Raw genomic sequence first — 16,504 nt, forward strand, 5'->3', positions numbered from 1 at the left:
GCTCCGCGCCGCGCGGCGCCGAGGGGGACGCCCGGCCGCCGGCGTCGAAGAGCACGGCTCCGGGCCCGGGCCGCGGTGCGGGTCGGATTCCCGGCGCCTCCCGGCCGGACGCCGGGAGGCGCGTCACTCGGCCGGTTCCAGGGACAGCGAGACGCTGTTGATGCAGTACCGGTCGTCGGTGGGCGTCGGGTAGCCCTCGCCGTGGAACACGTGTCCCAGGTGCGAGTCGCAGCGGGCGCAGCGCACCTCGGTGCGGATCATGCCGTGGGAACGGTCCTCCAGCAGCACCACGGCGTCGGAGTCGATCGGCGCGTAGAAGCTCGGCCAGCCGCAGTGGGACTCGAACTTGGTCTCCGACCGGAACAGCTCGGCCCCGCACGCCCGGCACCGGTAGACCCCCACCGTCTTGGTGTCGACGTACTCACCGGTGAACGGCCGTTCCGTGCCGCCCTCGCGGAGCACGTGGAACTCCTCGGGGGTGAGGATCGCGCGCCACTCGTCCTCGCTCCTGTGGACCTTCTCCATGGTTCCGACCGTACCTCGCTTCGGCGGCGCCGCGGCATCGCCGCGCACCCGGCCCGCGGGCCCGGCCGCCGCCCCGCCCCGGCCGGGGGCCGGCGGGGGATCCGTGCGGGGCGACGGCCTGGACGGGCCGGGCGTCAGAAGAACCGCCAGGGCTGCCGGGGGAGGGTGACCTCGGTCGGGCCCCGCCAGGTGGAGAGGGTCTGCGGGCCGATCAGGTCGGCGGCGGAGCCCTTGGCCGGGACGACCGGGACGGTGACGGAGGTGCCGGACAGGTCCACCGTCACCCGGGCCCCGGTGGGGGTCTCGGTGTTGTAGTCGGCGTCGGTGCCGGCCAGGATCAGGGCGATGCGGTGCCCGGGCTTGAAGACGTAGTCCTGAGGCAGCGTCTGCCAGCGGACGGTGTGGTAGCGGCCCGGGGCCAGCGGCGTGGGACGGCTCAGCGAGTGGCGGTTCTGGGCGTCGATCCAGCCGCGGGCCACCACGTTGACCGGCGAGGTGACGGTGACCGTCTCGGTCTCCCGGTAGCAGGGGTCGTCGTCGGGCGTGCCCTCGCCGTGGCAGCTCTCGGTGTCGAGGGTGCGGATGCCCGAGCCCGGGCCCAGGTAGTCCACGCGGGTGTCCTCGCCGTAGTCGACCAGCAGGGCGGTGAGGTTGGCGGTGGGCTTGTCCAGCTTGATCCGCAGGGTGACGGTCGGGGTGCCCGAGAGCCTGGCCGACACCGGCAGCGGCGGGGAGACGTAGGCCAGCCGGTAGGGCCGGGCGGCGGTGGGGTCGGCGACCATCTGCGCCTCGGTGACGCCGGCGCCCTCATCGCCCGGCGCGTCGGTGAACACGGCGGTGCTGCCCTTCGGGGCGGGCTTGAGGCCGAGGCCGCCGTCCGCGCCGGGGCGCAGGGTGAGGGGGAGCGCGCCGGGGGCGGGCCAGTCGGACTGGGTGATCCACCGGTTCGGGCCGATCTCCACGTCGGCGCGCGGCTCGTTCATGATCCCGTTGCGGACGCCGTGCAGCTCGTGGTCGAACCAGCGGTGCAGGGTCCGCACCCACACGTCGCGGCGGAAGTCGAACGGGTCGACGTGGCCGTACTGGGCGATCCACACTTTGCGGGGCACGCCGCGGGCGGCCAGGCCCTTCCACCACAGGGAGAAGTGGTCGGCCTTGACGTTGAGGTCGTTGACGGTGTGCACGGCGAACACGCTGGCCCGCACGTTGCCCACATCGCCGATCGTGCCGTGGCGGTAGTTCGACTCGGCCCAGTAGTCGTTGTAGTTGCCGGTGGCGTCGTCCTCGCCCTCGTCCAGGGCCCGCCGCACGGCGGCGCACTTCTCCGGCGGGTCGGTGTCGACGTAGTCGGCCAGCCACGGCTGCTCGTCGGTCCAGTACTTCACGCCGTTGGAGCGGCTGTAGTTGTACCAGCTGCTGATGGCGGCGATCGGGACGATGGTCTTCAGCCCCTTGACGCCGGTGGCGGCGACCCCGTTGGCCAGCGTCCCGTCGTAGGACTTGCCGATCATGGCGGCGTTCCCGGTCGTCCAGGTGGCGCGGACGGGCCTGCCGTCGGGCCGGTAGGCCTTGGCGCGCCCGTTGAGCCAGTCGATGACCGCCTTGCCGCCGAGCACGTCGGGGGCGCCGCCGCTGGTGGGGCAGCCGTCCGAACGGGTGGTGCCGATCATGTCGACGGCCAGGAACGCATATCCGCGCGGCACGAAGTAGTTGTCGTAGAACAGCGGGAAGGTGATCGGGTTCCCGTCGGCGTCGTAGCGCTTGCGCTCGCTCTCGTTGCCGCGTCCGGCGTTGTCGTAGTAGGGGCTCTCGTCGATGATCACCGGGACCTTGAGGCCGCGTTCGGTCTCCCTGGGGCGGATGATGTCCACGTTGACCAGGTCGCGCCGGCCGTCCCCGTCGCTGTCCACGGGGGACTCCACCAGCACCCGTTCGCGGATCGCGTCGGCGTAGGAGAACACCGGCTGGGTGACGCCGTCCTTGATCACGATCCGGGGCGGTGCGACCGCGTGCGCGGTGCCGGCGGTCGCGACGAGCAGCGCGCCGCTCGCCAGGGCGCCGGCGGCCGCCCAACGGGGATAGCTGCGTGCCAAACCACACCTCCCGAGTCAGGCCCTTACGCATGGCACGCTGTTCGATCGACGCCCGGCGCGTAAACGGAAAAAGTCGCCTGACTCGGCGGGATTTTTGGCAGAACTTGTCGTTGATCTTCGCGGGGGGCGACGGCAGGCCCCGAGGAGGGCCGTCCGGATCGGGGACGGATCACGGATGCGGGCTCCGAAGGCGTGCCGTGGGAGCGTCCCGCCGCCCCGATGGCGGGCTCGCCGCCGGAGACGGTTCTTCCACCGCCCCTCGGGCGCTCTCACCGGGCGCTCTCACGGGGATCGTCGTCCGCGGCCGCGCGCCCTCGGCGGCCTTTCGGCGGGGTTTCCGGCGGCTTCTCGGCCGGAGGGCCGCCGGTCACGGTCCCGGAGGCCGGCCCCGGCCGGTTCGCGACCGCGAGCGGCCGCCGATCCGTCGGCGGAGGGCGGGGGAGGACGAGCGGAATGTCGGAGGGGCACCGGTCACTCCCCCCAAAGCCCGGCGCCCCTCGCTTCACGGTATGTAACCCGACAGGGCGTGACAAAACTGGACATGAGGATGAATCTCCTCGACGCTCGGCGGGGCCTGTGCGAAGGGAAGGTTCGGCGTCGCTCGAGTCCGGCCGCCGCCTTCCCCGGCTCGGCGATGCCGCCGGGTTAGGGTGATCACGCGGCCCGTGCGTCCGAGTCTCACCGGTGGGGAACAGGTCGGTTGCCGTTGGAAGAGACGTCACTTCTTCGGTGCATGGCGGTCACCGGCCTCGGTGAGGCTGTCGGGCGGCCATTCGTCCGACTTCTTGGGAAAGGTCTGCTATGACCGACGGTCGTTCTCCCCTCAACCGCCGGACTTTCCTCATCGCCACAGGGCTGGCCGCAGGCGGCGTCGCGGCGGCCGGGCACGCCACCGCCGCGCACGCCGCTCCGCGGGGTCGGACGCTCTCCGGCGATCCCTTCACCCTGGGCGTCGCCTCCGGCGACCCCGACCACGACGGTTTCGTGCTGTGGACCCGGCTGGCGCTCCGGCCGCTGGCCGAGGACGGGCTGGGCGGCATGCCGTACCGGAACATCCCGGTGCAGTGGGAGCTGGCGGCCGACGAGCGCTTCCGTCGCATCGTCCGGCGCGGCACCGTCATCGCCCGGCCGGAGTCGGCGCACAGCGTCCATGTGGAGCTGAACGGCCTGCAGCCGGGCCGCGACTACTGGTACCGCTTCAAGGCGGAGCGGTACATCTCGCCGGTGGGCCGGACCCGCACCGCGCCCGCCCCGGGCGTCTTCGGCCCCGCCCTGGTCATGGCCTTCGCCTCCTGCTCGCAGTTCGAGCACGGCTACTTCACGGCCTACCGCCGGCTGGCCGAGGAGGAGCCCGACCTGGTGCTCCACCTGGGCGACTACCAGTACGAGTACCGCAAGGGCACCTACGTCGCCCCCGGCGGCAACCCCCGCGACCACGAGGGGCCGGAGACCATCACGCTGGCCTCCTACCGGCAGCGGCACGCCCAGTACAAGAACGACCCCGACCTGCAGGCCGCGCACGCCGCCGCGCCCTGGCTGGTGGTGTGGGACGACCACGAGCTGGAGAACAACTGGGCCGGGGAGACGCCCGAGGAGAAGTCCGACACCCCGGACCCGGAGGCCTTCTTCAAGCGCCGGGCCGCCGCGTTCCAGGCGTACTACGAGAACATGCCGCTGCGCCGCACCTCCATCCCGCGCGGCATCGACATGCAGCTCTACCGGCGGATCCGGTGGGGACGGCTGGCCGTCTTCCACATGCTCGACACCCGGCAGTACCGCGACGACCAGGCCTGCGGCGACGGCTACCGCGACTGCCCGGCCGCCCTGGACCCCTCGCGCAGCATCACCGGCGAGGAGCAGGAGCGGTGGCTGCTGGACGGCTTCCGCAGGTCGCGCGCCCGCTGGGACATCATCGGGCAGCAGGTGTTCTTCGCCCAGCGCGACAACGACGCCGGGCCGCTCAAGGTCACCAGCATGGACGCCTGGGACGGCTATGCGGCCTCCCGGGAGCGGATCACCAAGGGCTGGATCGACGCCGGGGTCCGCAACCCGGTCGTGCTCACCGGTGACGTGCACGCCCACTGGGCCAGCGACCTGAAGCTGGACTACGACGACCCGACCTCCGAGACGGTCGGCTCGGAACTGGTGTGCACCTCGATCACCAGCGGCGGCGACGGCGCCGACTCCAACCCCGCCGATCACCCGTTCCTGCAGATCAACCCGCACCTGAAGTTCTACAACAACCAGCGCGGCTACGTGCTCACCAAGATCACGCGGAGTGAGCTGAAGGCCGACTTCAAGGTGCTGCCGTACGTGCGGGAACCGGGCGCGCCGGTGCACACCAAGGCCACCTTCGTCATCGAGGACCGGGTGCCCGGCGTGCAGCAGACCTACCTGCGGCCGGTGGACCGTCCGCTGTCCGCCCGGTCCGCCGTGCCCGGCGACCTGGGCCGCCAGACCGTCATCGACGAGACCGTCCGGCCCTGAGCGCCGGCCCCTTCCGCCGAGCGCGGCCGCGTCCCGGGCCCCCGGGCGGCGGTCGCCCCGCTCATCGGCCCGCGACCGCCCGGTCGCGGGCCGCCGCCGTCTCCGGCGGCATGCGCGCTCGTGCGCTCGCCGGCTGGCCGGCGGGCCGCCCGGAGGGAGGGCCGGCCCGCCTCGCCGCCGCCCTCGCGTACCCTGGCGGCCATGCGCCGCCTGTTCCCCGACCCGGTGGAGGAGGTCGACCCCCTCGAGGCGTACGGGGACGTCACGGGGCCGTGGCTGCGGGTCGGGATGGTGCTCAGCGTCGACGGCTCGGTGACCGACGAGGAGGGCTGGAGCGACGGGCTGGGCGGCGAGGCCGACATGCGGGTGTTCCGGACCCTGCGGGCGCTGGCCGACGCGATCCTGGTGGGGGCGGCCACCGTCCGCACCGGCCGGCTCGGCCCCGCCCGGCTGCGTCCCGCCCTGCGCCGGTACCGCGAGACGCGCGGAAGGCCGGGGCCCGCACCGATCGTGGTGGTGACCCGCACCGCCGCCCTGGACTGGTCGGCGCCGCTGTTCACCCGGGCCGAGACCCCGACGATCGTGGTGACCTCCCGTGCCGCCGCCGCGGCGGTGCCCGACCCGATCCGGGTGATCGCGGTGGGGGAGGGCGCCGACGGGCTCGACCTGGCCGAGGCCGTCGCCCGGCTCCGCGGCGACCTGGGCCTGGCCCATCTGCTGTGCGAGGGCGGCCCGGCGCTGACCACCTCGCTGCTGCGGGCCGGGCTGGTGGACGAACTGTGCCTCAACGTCGCGCCCGCCCTCATCGGCGGCGCCCACCACACCCGCCTGCTGGGCGACCTGGACGCCCGCGTCGATCTGGCGCTCCGCCAGATCTGCGCCGACGACGGCGTGCTGTTCCTGCGTTATCGGGTCCGCTCGCGGCGCTCCGGCCGGTGAGCCGGGGGTGAAGCGGGCCCCTCCCCGCGCGGCGGGACGAGGGGGCCGGACCGTCTTCCGGCGTCAACGACCGGTGTAGCGCAGGAACAGGAGATCCTCCTCGGCGTAGAGGGAGGCCAGCCGCATCCGGCTCGGCTCCGGCAGGGACGGGCCGTTGAGGATCCGGGCCGGATCGCCGGCGACCAGCATGGGGGAGAGGGTCAGGCACAGCTCGTCCAGCACGCCGTCGGCGGCGGCGCGGGCCAGGACCGTCGGCCCGCCCTCGCACAGCAGCCGGCGCAGCCCGCGCGCGGCCAGCTCCTCGACGACGCGGGGGAACTCCACCTCCTCCCGCCCGGCCACGATCACCTCGGCGACCTCCTCGGCCGCCGCCCGTCGGTCCGGCGGGGCGGACCGGGCGGTCAGCAGGATCGTCCGGGCGTCCCGAGGGGCCCGGGTGAAGATCGGCGCGCTCAGGTCCAGCTCGAGCCGCCGCGAGACCACCGCCAGCGGCGGCACCGGGGTCCGGCCCGCCCGATAGACCTCCCAGCCCGTCGACGGCCGCACCGGACCGTACCCCTCGACGCGGACCGTCGCGGCCCCTACGATCACCACATCCGCCAGCCCGCGCAGGGCCTGGAACAGCCGCCGGTCGCCGGGGGAGCCCAGCGCCCCGGAGCGGTCGGCGTACCAGGCGGCGCCGTCCAGGCTGGCGATCATGTTGGCGCGCAGCCACACACCCTCGCCGGGGTAGGCGTACGCCTCGGCCAGATCGGCCGGGGCGGTCGGCAGTGCCGGTAGCGCATGCATCGCCCGAAGAGTAGTCGATCCCAGACAACCTTCCGGCGACGCGAGGCGTGTTCCAGACGGTGCCGGAGGGAGAAGCGTGAACACCGATGAGGAATTCACCCGTTTCGTCGAGGAACGGGGCCTGGAGCTGCTGCGCCTGGCAGTGGCGCTCACCGGGGATCGGCACCAGGCCGAGGACGTGGTGCAGGGCGCCTTGGAACGGCTGTACGGCCGGTGGGGCAAGGTGACGCGGCGCGGAGACCCCCTGTGGTATGCGCGCCGCAGCATCGTCAACGCCGTGCGGGACCGCTGGCGGGGAGAACGGCGGCATCCGGAGGTGCTCGGCCTGCCTCCGGAAGGACATCCCGAGCGCGACGCCTATGCGCCGATCGACGAGATGCTCACCCGGGACGCGGTGCGCCGGGCGCTGGACGAGCTCCCGCCCCGCCGCCGCATGGTGATCGCGCTGCGGTACTGGGGCGGCTACACCGAGGCCGAGACCGCCCGGCTGATGGACATCACGGTGGGCACCGTCAAGAGCCAGGCTCACCACGCGCTCAGGGAACTGCGGGAACGGCTGGAGCGGGCGGAGAACGGGGGGGTGCGCGATGGGGCCGGGCTTCGGCCGGCCGGGCGATGACTTCGAACGCCGGGAGGAGCTGGACTGGGACGCCGACCCGTTGCCGGACCTGATCCGGGAGTGCATCGAGGAGGACACGCGGGGGCTGGTGTTCCCCGATGCGATGGCGGCCCGGGTCATCCACGGCAGCCGGGCCCGCCGTCCCTGGGGCGCGACCCACGGGGCCGCCGTGGTCGCCCTGGCGCTGACCGCGGGCGTCGGCGTCGTCGGCGCCGCCGCCGTCCTGCCCGCGCTGCGGCCGGCGGAGAGCCGTCCGGCCGTCGCGGCGAGCGTCACCGCCGCCCGCTCCGCGCCCGTCGACCGGCTGATCGAGGTCGGCTACGTCCCGCCGGGGTGGCGCAGGGTCTCCGCCTGGTGGCAGGAGGGGCCCGCCGGGGTCTCGCCCGCCGAGGGAGGACAGATGTGGACCGCCCAGTACCGGCCCCAGGGGGGCGACCGGCCGCGGCGCGTGGTGATCCAGGTGTGGCGGACGACGCGGGGTCTGGAGGTCGTCCGCCGGATCGAGGAGCGGCAGGGGGCGCGGATCCGCCCCTACCGGGTGTCGGCGGGACGGGCGCTGCTGGTGCGGCCGGCCGGATGGGCGGACGAGGTGCGGGTCTACTGGGAACCCCGGGAGGGCGTGCACGTCCTGGTGCGCGGACAGGGGGTGCCGGACGCCGAGGTCCGCCGGATCGTCGCCGGGCTGCGGACGACCGCCTAGCGCGGGGCCCCTCGAGGGCAAGGGGGGCCCGGTGGCCGCGTGAGGTCGTTCGTACCACTTGAGGATGCAGATTTTCTCCCTGATCGTCGAGGATGTCGGTTTAATGATCACCTGGCGTGTTCGCCGGGAGGGGAGGAACGACGATGCGTCCCAGATTCGGCCGATGCTCGGCGGTCGTGGCGATGGCCGTGGCGGCGACCGTGGCGGCGGCGTCGCCCGCCCAGGCTCGGCAGACCGACTTCGCCGCCGCCGCGCGACAGGCGGTGGCCGAGACGCTGCCCGGCCACACGCTGCGGGAACGGGACACCCGCAGCGCGACCTCGCCGCTGGCCGCCGGGGAGAAGGTCGCCGTGGACACCGCCACCTTCACCGGAGAGGGGCGGGTGCTGCTGGTGGCGCGCGGCGTTGGCGCGATCCGCGAGGTCGTCCGCCGTCAGCTGCAGCCCGGCACCCGGGTGCTCGCCGAGACCACGGTGCCCCGTCCGGGCGTCGGCTCCCGCAAGGCGCTGATCACCTCCACCGCCGACCGGTGGGGGCCGGGGCTGACCGTGCTGTCGTGGAGCGAGCGGCGCGGCGTCAACTACCAGATCGCCGTCCGCGGCGCGGTGAGCCATGACGAGCTGCTGCGGCTGGCCCGCGCGCTCCCCGAGGACGACACCGGCGTGCCCGAGCGGGTCCGCTCGCTGGTCGCCCGGGCCGAGCCGCCGACCGACTCCGGCGTCGACGCCGTCGACAAGAACGCCGAGTTCGGCACCTTCGGCCTGAGCAACAAGGTGGTCGACGGCGCGGGCGTGGCGACCGACGACTTCGGCAACGAGGCCACCCTGTGCAACGGCTGCGCCTACTGGAGCGGCAACTGGGCCGGCCTGTTCCAGCATCTGCTGTACGCCGACGGCAAGATGTCCTACTCCGCGATCGACTGCATGTTCGGCAGCCAGACCGCCTCGGCGACGGCGGCCTGGCAGCGCATGGAGGGGCTGTCCGCCGACGGCATCGCCGGGCCCGACACCCGCGGCCGGATGGACAACTACCTGACCTACACGTGGACGGACGACAGCGTCGAGTATCTCGGCCGGGTGCGGTCCATCACCATGGTGCGCGTGCAGAACCTCTACTACTACGGCCCGAAGATCACCTACGACTACAGCGGCGGGACCATGCCCGGCTGCTGACCTCCCGCGGCGTGCTGCGCCGGCCGTTCAGATCCGGCGCAGCACCGCCAGCGAGCGGCCGGTCACCCGCACCGTGTCGGAGGCCTTCACCGCGCCGCGCTCGGCCACGCCCTCCGGGGCCGCGGTGTCCAGCACGAACTCCCACCGCTCTCCGAACTCCGGACCCGGCACGGTGAACTCCACGCACTGCGAGTGCGCGTTGATCAGCAGCAGGAACGAGTCGTCGCGCACCCGTCGGCCGCGGGGGTCCGGCTCGGTGATGGCCTCGCCGTTCAGGAACACCCCGAGCGATTTGGCGTATCCGGCGTGCCAGTCCGCATCGGTCATCTCCGCGCCCGCCGGGGTCAGCCAGGCGATGTCGCCGAGCTCGCCGTGGCCGCCGCGGCCCTGGAAGAACCGCCGCCGCCGGAACACCGGGTGGTCGCGGCGCAGCCGGGCCAGCGTCCGGACGAACTCCAGCAGGTCCTCCTCGGCGGCCTCCCAGTCCACCCAGGAGGTCTCGTTGTCCTGGCAGTAGGCGTTGTTGTTGCCGTGCTGGGTGCGGCCCAGCTCGTCCCCGTGCGAGAGCATCGGCACGCCCTGCGACAGGAACAGCGTGGCCAGGAAGTTGCGCCGCTGCCGCGCCCGCAGCGCGGTGATCTCCGGGTCGTCGGTCGGGCCCTCGTGACCGCAGTTCCAGGACCGGTTGTCGTCGGTGCCGTCCCGGTTGTCCTCGCCGTTGGCCTCGTTGTGCTTGTGGCCGTAGGACACCAGGTCGGTGAGGGTGAACCCGTCGTGGCAGGTGACGAAGTTGATCGAGGCGATGGGCCGGCGGCTGCCGTGGGCGTACAGGTCCGAGGAGCCGGTCAGCCGGGAGGCGAACTCCGGCATCGCCGCGTACCCGCCGCGCCAGAAGTCCCGCACCGTGTCCCGGTACTTGCCGTTCCACTCGGTCCACAGCGGCGGGAAGTTGCCGACCTGGTAGCCGCCCTCGCCCACGTCCCACGGCTCGGCGATCAGCTTGACCTGGGAGACCACCGGGTCCTGCTGGACCAGGTCGAAGAAGGCGCTGAGCCGGTCCACGTCGTGCAGCTCCCGGGCCAGCGCCGAGGCCAGGTCGAAGCGGAACCCGTCCACGTGCATCTCGGTCACCCAGTACCGCAGCGAGTCCATGATCAGCTGCAACGCGTGCGGATGCCGGACGTTGAGGGAGTTGCCGCAGCCGGTGTAGTCCAGGTGATAGCGCCGGTCGTCGTCGCGCAGCCGGTAGTAGGCGGCGTTGTCGATGCCCCGGAAGCACAGCGTCGGCCCCAGGTGATCGCCCTCGGCGGTGTGGTTGTAGACCACGTCCAGGATGACCTCGATGCCCGCCTGGTGCAGGGCCCGCACCATCGCCTTGAACTCCAGCACCTGCTCNGGTGCAGGGCCCGCACCATCGCCTTGAACTCCAGCACCTGCTCGCCGAGCTGCCCGGAGGAGCTGTAGGCGTTGTGCGGGGCCAGGAAGCCGATGGTGTTGTAGCCCCAGTAGTTGGTCAGCCCGCGCGCCACCAGGGCGTGCTCGGGGACGAACTGGTGGACGGGCATCAGCTCGACCGCGGTGACGCCCAGGTCCAGCAGGTGGTCGATCATCACCGGGTGGGCCAGGCCCGCGTAGGTGCCGCGGAGGCGTTCGGGGATGTCGGGGTGGGCGATCGTCAGCCCCTTGACGTGGGCCTCGTAGATCACCGTCTCGTGGTAGGGGGTCTTGGGCGGCCGGTCGTCGCCCCAGTCGAAGAACGGGTTCACCACCACGTTCTTCGGCATGTACGGGGCGCTGTCGTCGTCGTTGAAGGCGTCCGGGTCGCCGAGCCGGTAGGAGAACAGCGACTCGTGCCAGCGCACTTCGCCCTCGATCGCCTTGGCGTAGGGGTCCAGCAGCAGCTTGGCCGGGTTGCAGCGGTGCCCCCGGTGCGGCTCGTACGGCCCGTGCACCCGGAACCCATAGCGCTGCCCGGGCCCGATCCCGGGCAGGTAGCCGTGCCAGACGAACCCGTCGACCTCCGGCAGGTCGCACCGGATCTCGGTGCCGTGTTCGTCGAACAGGCACAGCTCCACCCGCGTGGCCACTTCGGAGAACAGCGCGAAGTTGGTGCCCGTCCCGTCCCAGGTGGCGCCCAGCGGATAGGCCGAGCCCGGCCACACCTCCGGCATGCTGACCACTCCTCGGCTCGCCCTGGCAACCGCCCCCGATTGTTCCCTACCCGACCGGTGACCGTGGCCGGGGAGCGGGGACACCCCTGTTTACCGCACGGTAGGTAAATCCCCCCAAATCGCCGCTAATCGTCCTCTTTCTGTATCCGGCTTCGCGGGCGGGACACCCGGCGGACAACCGGCCGCCCCGCCCCGGCCTCCCGCCTGCGGCCAGATCTCCACGGCAGCCTCAGGAGCCCGCCATGCATCCGCCCTCTCGGCCCCGACCCGCCCCCGACGCCGCGAGGCTCGCCGGGGCGGGCTGCCTGGGATGCCTCGGCCTGCTGGTCGCGCTGGCGGCCTGCGGCGCCGTCCTCACCGCGGTCGGGCCCCGGCCCACGCCCACCCCGGCCGGGCGGAGCGGCCCGTGGCCCGCGGGGCCCGGCCCGGGGCGTTCTGCTCGCCCCGGGGCGCGGTCGGCCGCCACCGGGACCGCCTGTACATCTGTAAGGGGCCGGGACGGCCGCGTTGGCGGCGCTGAACGCGGCCGAGGCCTTCGCGCCCCCGGCCGCGGACCGGCTCAGCTCGTCCAGACGCCCGGAGGATGGGATTCGGGGGACAGCCACAGGGACGGCTGGCGGCGCTCCAGGGCCGGATCGCTGCCGGCCTGCCAGGGGTAGCGGCCGGCGCCGTCGGGCCACACCACCTGCAGGAAGGACAGCGGCGGGCGGCGGTAGAAGCGCAGGGCGTCGCCCAGCAGGCGCTCGTGCCAGCGGTCGTGCACCGGGCGCAGGACGACCGGGTGGCGTTCGGTGGCGTCCCGGCGCTCCTGGCCGGCGACCAGGGGGTGCCCGGCGGCGGCCCGTTCGCCGAGATTGTTGACGATGGTCTGCATGTCGTACGGCTCCAGCCCGAAGACCGCCAGCTCGGGGGAGCGGAGAGTGTGCCACAGGCCGGCGGTGTAGGCCCACCCGGGGCGGTCGTCGCCGGGGGAGGCGAGGATGACGCTCCAGCCGTACTGCCTGACGTGGACGATGGTGCGCAGCTCGAACCTGCCCAGCCGGTCGCGGTCGCCGTAGTCGTGACAGATGATGCACCGGCAGGCCGAACCCATGGGGCAGAGCTTAAAACGTCCCGGTGACACGGCGAACCGGGATCAGGGGCGGTTCGCCCCCAGCAGAGCGGCGATCAGATCGGTGATCGCGGCGCCCATCCGCTTGCGCTCGGCGGCCGGGTCGTCGGCGGCGGCGATCACGTTCCCGGCCTGGTCGAGCGCGCCGTAGAGCGCGTGCGCCATCGGCTCGGCGTGCTCGGCGGGGAGCAGCCCGTCCCGGGCCGCCGCCGTCAGCGCCGCCCGCAGCAGCCGCCGGGCGCAATGGGGGTCGTCGAAGCGCAGCGACCGCTCCCGGCCCAGCACCAGCGGGCCTTCGCGCAGCAGGATCCGCTGCACCCGCGGCTCCAGGCAGGCGTCCAGGAACGCCTGGGCGCCCGCGTCGATCCGGGCCGCGTGACCGCCGGGCACGGCGGACGCGGCGGCGCATCGGGCGTAGAGGTCCTTTTGCACCTCGGTGTAGCAGGCGGCGAACAGCTCTTCCTTGTCGGCGAAGTGGTGGTAGAGGGCGCCTCGGGTGACCCCGGCGCGGCGGACGATCTCGGTGGTGGAGGTCCCGGCGAAACCGCGCTCGGTGAACAGGGCGATGCCCGTCGCCACCAGGTGCGCGCGGGTCGCATCGCCCTGTTCCACCTTGCGGTTCATGGGGTCATGGTAGGAGATGCACGTTCACCCGGCGGTCCAGGCCGAGCACGGCCGGATCGAGGCGGCCCGAGGCGGCCAGCACGAAGCGCATCGGGTCGCCGGTGACCACGGGACCGCCGGAGCCGATCGACCGAGGAGGCAGCCCGTCGAGCCGGAGGGTCAGCGGCCCGCGCCCCAGCCGGCTCAGCTCCGCGCAGAGCCAGGCGACGCAGGCGGCCACCGCCGCCGGCTCGTGCCGGGCGGGCAGACCCAGCGCCGTCCGGATGTCGTCGGCGTGCACGAACGCGTCGTACCACAGGGTGAGCACGCCGTTGTGGACGGTCCGTCCGGGCGTAGGGGCGGGTGCGGCCCATGCGGCCTCGTCGAACCTCTCCAGCAGCGCGATCAGTCCGCCCGCCGACCGCCGCAGCAGGTCGGCGACCTCGGCTGCGGTCCGGTCGCGCAGGAGCGCGGCCTGCTCGTCCGGCGTGCGGGCGCCGATCATGCCGTCCAGCGACTCCGCGGCGCCGAGCGTCACATGACCGGCCACGTCACGGACCTCCCAGCCGGTGCAGCGGGTGGGGGCGGTCCAGGCGGCCCGGTCCAGCGGGGCGATCAGGTCGGCGAACGCGGCGTACTCCTCGCTCAGGCCGCGCAGCAGCTCGGCGGTGGTGGGGAACGGGTCCCGCGGGGTCGTGGTCACGGCGTCGGCTCCCTTCTCGAGATTCGGTGCCGCCACCATACATACAGACTGCATGTATGTATAGCGTCCGAAGAGAGCGCCGGGCCCGCCGCGCGGACCCGGCGCCTGATCGCCTAATCGCCTGATCGCCGGATCGGCTATCCGAGCTTGGGGGTGGCGCGCTCGATGATCGGGGCCAGGTCCAGGCCGGGCGGCAGGGTGCCGAACGCCGCGCCCCAGTCGCCCCCCAGCCGGGAGGCGCAGAAGGCGTCCGCGACCGCCGGGTGCCCGTACCGGACCAGCAGCGAGCCCTGCAGCACCAGCGCCATCCGCTCCACCACCCGGCGGGCGCGGATCTGGACGGTGTCCAGATCGGTCAGCGAGTCCTTGACCTCGCGGACCGCCGCGTCCAGCCGGGCGTCGGCCCCCGAGGCGGCCTCCACCTGCTCGAAGAACGCCTCCACCGAGTGCGGCTCGCGGCTCATCGCGCGCAGCACGTCCAGCGCCGCCACGTTGCCCGAGCCCTCCCAGATGGAGTTCAGCGGCGACTCGCGGAACAGCCGGGGCATCCCGGAGTCCTCCACGTACCCGTTGCCGCCCAGGCACTCCAGCGACTCGGCGGCGTGCACGGGCCAGCGCTTGGTCACCCAGTACTTGCCGACCGCCACCGCCAGCCGTTTGAAGGCCGCCTCGGCCTCGTCGCCGCGCACCGCCCGGTCGGTCGCCCCGGCCAGCCGCATCATCAGCACGGTCGCCGCCTCCGACTCCACCGCCAGGTCGGCCAGCACGTTGCGCATCAGCGGCTGATCGACCAGGTACGCGCCGAACGCCTTGCGATGGGCGGCGTGATGGGCGGCCACGGTGACGCCCTGCCGCATCCCGGCCGCCGCCCCGATCAGGCAGTCCAGCCGGGTCATGTTGACCATCTCGATGATGGTGCGGACCCCGCGGCCCTCCTCGCCGACCCGCCAGGCCACCGCGCCGTCGTACTCGATCTCCGAGGAGGCGTTGGACTTGTTGCCGAGCTTGTCCTTCAGCCGCATCAGCCGCATCGGGTTCAGCGAACCGTCCGGCAGGATCCGCGGCACCAGGAAGCAGGTCAGCCCGCCCGGGGCCTGGGCCAGCGCCAGGAACACGTCGCACATCGGCGCGCTGGTGAACCACTTGTGCCCCACCAGCCGGTAGGTGCCGTCCGGCTGCGGCGCGGCCTGCGTGGTGTTGGCGCGCACGTCCGAGCCGCCCTGCTTCTCGGTCATCGACATGCCCGCCAGGATCGCCCGCTTGGTCAGCGGCGGGCGCAGCCCGAAGTCATAGGTCCGCTCGGTGAGCAGCGGCTCGTACCGCCGCGCCAGCTCGGGCTCGCGGCGCAGCGTCGGCACGGCCGCGTACGTCATGGAGATCGGGCAGCCGTGCCCGGCGTCGACCCGCCACACATAGAACTTGGCGGCCCGCGCCACGTGCGCGCCCGCCCGCTCGTCCGCCCACGGCGCGGCGTGCAGGCCGTGCGTGACGGCCACGTTCATCAGCTCGTGCCAGGCGGGGTGGAACTCCACCTCGTCGATGCGGTGCCCGTACCGGTCGTGGGTGCGCAGGACGGGCGGGTACTCGTTGGCCAGCCGGCCCCATTCCTGGGCCTGCCGGGTTCCCGCCAGCCTGCCCAGCTCGTGCACCTCCGCGGCGGCCCAGCCGGCGCCTTCCCGCTCCAGCCCGTCCAGCAACGCCGGATCGTCGGCGAGATCGTGCCCTTCCAACGGGGGGACCTGGTTGAACACCTCGTGCGTCATCGCTCCGCTCCTGCCCGTCGCTGCTGGTGGACACGATACAGAACGGGGTTCGAGGTTCCAGGGTCTTGCGGGGGCCGGCTCCTCCCCGGGCAAGGGGGCATCTCCTACGTGCGGCGGAGGGGCGGAGGCCCGCGACGGCGTACCGTGTGGGGCATGAGCCACGCCACCCCGCAGCCGGACTCGTCGCGTTCGCGGCCGTCGGCCCCCGCGGAGTCCTCCGTGCGCGCCTCGGACGCCGAGCGGGAGGCCGTCGTGGAGCGGCTGCGCATCGCCTCGGTCGAGGGCCGCCTGACGTTCGCGGAGCTGACCGAGCGCACCGCGGCCGCCTACACCGCCGTCACCCGTGGCGAGCTGGAGCGGGTCGTCTCCGACCTGCCCGGTGTCGGCGCCCCCGGCGCCGAGCCCGCGCCCCGGCTGACCACCCGTCAGTTCTCGGCCGTGATGGGCGACTGCCGGGAGCGCATCGTCGGCCGCATCGAGGACGAGCTGCACCTCCAGTCGGTCATGGGCGATGTGGAGCTGGATCTGCGCGACGCCCAGGTCCCGCGCGGCGAGGTCGCCATCGTCGCCACCGCCGTGATGGGCGACATCAAGATCGTCGTGCCGGACGGCGTGGAGGTCCGGATGACCGGCTACGCCGTCCTCGGCGATCGCAGCGTCAAGGTCCGTCGCCCTCAGCCGGGACACGCCGTCCCCGTCGTCACGATCAACGCCAGGTCGATCCTGGGCGACATCACCGTGGTGGACGAGGAGCACCGCGCCCCCGCCCGCCGCGCCCTCGCCGCATGGTGGCGAGAGCGCAGGTCCCGTTCCTGAGCGGCGGCGCGGG

General features: G+C 73.3%; 13 protein-coding genes and 1 pseudogene. 6 read left to right on the forward strand and 8 right to left on the reverse strand.

The features are described 5' to 3' along the window. Positions 1-123: 123 nt before the first annotated feature. Both msrB and EIO00_RS13250 read right to left on the reverse strand, forming a co-directional pair. Positions 124-525, reverse strand: a complete 402-nt coding sequence (gene msrB / locus EIO00_RS13245) for a peptide-methionine (R)-S-oxide reductase MsrB (protein ID WP_140178714.1) — start codon at positions 523-525, stop codon at positions 124-126. A gap of 134 nt (positions 526-659) precedes the next feature. Beyond that, positions 660-2,618 (reverse strand): Xaa-Pro dipeptidyl-peptidase, encoded by a 1,959-nt coding sequence (locus EIO00_RS13250; protein WP_140178716.1) that lies wholly within the window; start codon positions 2,616-2,618, stop codon positions 660-662. Between the two features lie 801 nt (positions 2,619-3,419). Here EIO00_RS13250 and EIO00_RS13255 point away from each other — a divergent pair. Continuing rightward, a complete protein-coding gene (locus EIO00_RS13255; RefSeq protein ID WP_140178718.1) occupies positions 3,420-5,105 on the forward strand; it encodes an alkaline phosphatase D family protein in 1,686 nt (561 codons plus the stop codon). Between the two features lie 201 nt (positions 5,106-5,306). Beyond that, on the forward strand, positions 5,307-6,044 hold the full coding sequence (locus EIO00_RS13260; protein ID WP_140178720.1) for a dihydrofolate reductase family protein: 738 nt from the start codon (positions 5,307-5,309) through the stop codon (positions 6,042-6,044). A 63-nt stretch (positions 6,045-6,107) separates the two neighbouring features. On the opposite strand, the gene EIO00_RS13265 is transcribed toward EIO00_RS13260, so the two are convergent. Then, entirely contained in the window at positions 6,108-6,833 is a 726-nt protein-coding gene (locus EIO00_RS13265) for a pyrimidine reductase family protein (RefSeq protein WP_140178722.1), read from the reverse strand. A gap of 76 nt (positions 6,834-6,909) precedes the next feature. On the opposite strand from EIO00_RS13265, the gene EIO00_RS13270 reads away from it, so the two are divergent. The 3 genes from EIO00_RS13270 (at position 6,910) to EIO00_RS13280 (ending at position 9,324) form a co-directional block, all read left to right on the forward strand. Further along, positions 6,910-7,452: a SigE family RNA polymerase sigma factor gene (locus EIO00_RS13270; protein ID WP_161602717.1), complete on the forward strand. Its 543-nt coding sequence runs from the start codon at positions 6,910-6,912 to the stop codon at positions 7,450-7,452. Continuing rightward, positions 7,421-8,152, forward strand: coding sequence for a hypothetical protein (locus EIO00_RS13275; protein ID WP_140178726.1), 732 nt, complete (start codon positions 7,421-7,423; stop codon positions 8,150-8,152). Before EIO00_RS13270 ends, EIO00_RS13275 begins: the two co-directional genes overlap by 32 nt. Positions 8,153-8,295: 143 nt before the next feature. Further along, entirely contained in the window at positions 8,296-9,324 is a 1,029-nt protein-coding gene (locus tag EIO00_RS13280; protein WP_140178728.1) for a peptidoglycan-binding domain-containing protein, read from the forward strand. Between the two features lie 27 nt (positions 9,325-9,351). Here the strand turns inward: EIO00_RS13280 and glgX are convergent. The 5 genes and pseudogenes from glgX to EIO00_RS13305 form a co-directional block, all read right to left on the reverse strand. After that, positions 9,352-11,495: pseudogene (gene glgX / locus EIO00_RS13285) on the reverse strand (glycogen debranching protein GlgX). Positions 11,496-12,054: 559 nt separating this feature from the next. Continuing rightward, positions 12,055-12,588, reverse strand: coding sequence for a DUF4262 domain-containing protein (locus EIO00_RS13290; RefSeq protein ID WP_140178730.1), 534 nt, complete (start codon positions 12,586-12,588; stop codon positions 12,055-12,057). Positions 12,589-12,630: 42 nt separating this feature from the next. Further along, positions 12,631-13,230 (reverse strand): TetR/AcrR family transcriptional regulator, encoded by a 600-nt coding sequence (locus EIO00_RS13295; protein ID WP_140178732.1) that lies wholly within the window; start codon positions 13,228-13,230, stop codon positions 12,631-12,633. 4 nt (positions 13,231-13,234) lie between these two features. Continuing rightward, complete coding sequence (locus tag EIO00_RS13300; protein WP_241661323.1) at positions 13,235-13,912, reverse strand: maleylpyruvate isomerase family mycothiol-dependent enzyme; 678 nt, start codon at positions 13,910-13,912, stop codon at positions 13,235-13,237. A 137-nt stretch (positions 13,913-14,049) separates the two neighbouring features. Then, the gene (locus EIO00_RS13305) at positions 14,050-15,675 is read right to left on the reverse strand and encodes an acyl-CoA dehydrogenase family protein (protein ID WP_140178736.1); all 1,626 of its coding nucleotides are present in this window, start codon (positions 15,673-15,675) and stop codon (positions 14,050-14,052) included. Between the two features lie 153 nt (positions 15,676-15,828). Between EIO00_RS13305 and EIO00_RS13310 the strand changes: the two genes are divergently transcribed. Continuing rightward, positions 15,829-16,491 (forward strand): DUF1707 SHOCT-like domain-containing protein, encoded by a 663-nt coding sequence (locus tag EIO00_RS13310; RefSeq protein WP_140178738.1) that lies wholly within the window; start codon positions 15,829-15,831, stop codon positions 16,489-16,491. The last annotated feature ends 13 nt before the right edge of the window (positions 16,492-16,504 follow it).

Origin of the sequence: Thermomonospora catenispora (assembly GCF_006363815.1) — a bacterium.
Taxonomy (GTDB): Bacteria; Actinomycetota; Actinomycetes; order Streptosporangiales; family Streptosporangiaceae; genus Thermomonospora; species Thermomonospora catenispora.

Coding starts and splice junctions, on each gene's coding strand:
- EIO00_RS13290 (WP_140178730.1), bottom strand. CDS start 12,588: ATGGGTTCGGCCTGCCGGTGCATCATCTGTCACGACTACGGCGACCGC.
- EIO00_RS13265 (WP_140178722.1), bottom strand. CDS start 6,833: ATGCATGCGCTACCGGCACTGCCGACCGCCCCGGCCGATCTGGCCGAG.
- EIO00_RS13310 (WP_140178738.1), top strand. CDS start 15,829: ATGAGCCACGCCACCCCGCAGCCGGACTCGTCGCGTTCGCGGCCGTCG.
- EIO00_RS13305 (WP_140178736.1), bottom strand. CDS start 15,675: ATGACGCACGAGGTGTTCAACCAGGTCCCCCCGTTGGAAGGGCACGAT.
- EIO00_RS13280 (WP_140178728.1), top strand. CDS start 8,296: ATGCGTCCCAGATTCGGCCGATGCTCGGCGGTCGTGGCGATGGCCGTG.
- EIO00_RS13295 (WP_140178732.1), bottom strand. CDS start 13,230: ATGAACCGCAAGGTGGAACAGGGCGATGCGACCCGCGCGCACCTGGTG.
- msrB (WP_140178714.1), bottom strand. CDS start 525: ATGGAGAAGGTCCACAGGAGCGAGGACGAGTGGCGCGCGATCCTCACC.
- EIO00_RS13275 (WP_140178726.1), top strand. CDS start 7,421: ATGGGGCCGGGCTTCGGCCGGCCGGGCGATGACTTCGAACGCCGGGAG.
- EIO00_RS13260 (WP_140178720.1), top strand. CDS start 5,307: ATGCGCCGCCTGTTCCCCGACCCGGTGGAGGAGGTCGACCCCCTCGAG.
- EIO00_RS13255 (WP_140178718.1), top strand. CDS start 3,420: ATGACCGACGGTCGTTCTCCCCTCAACCGCCGGACTTTCCTCATCGCC.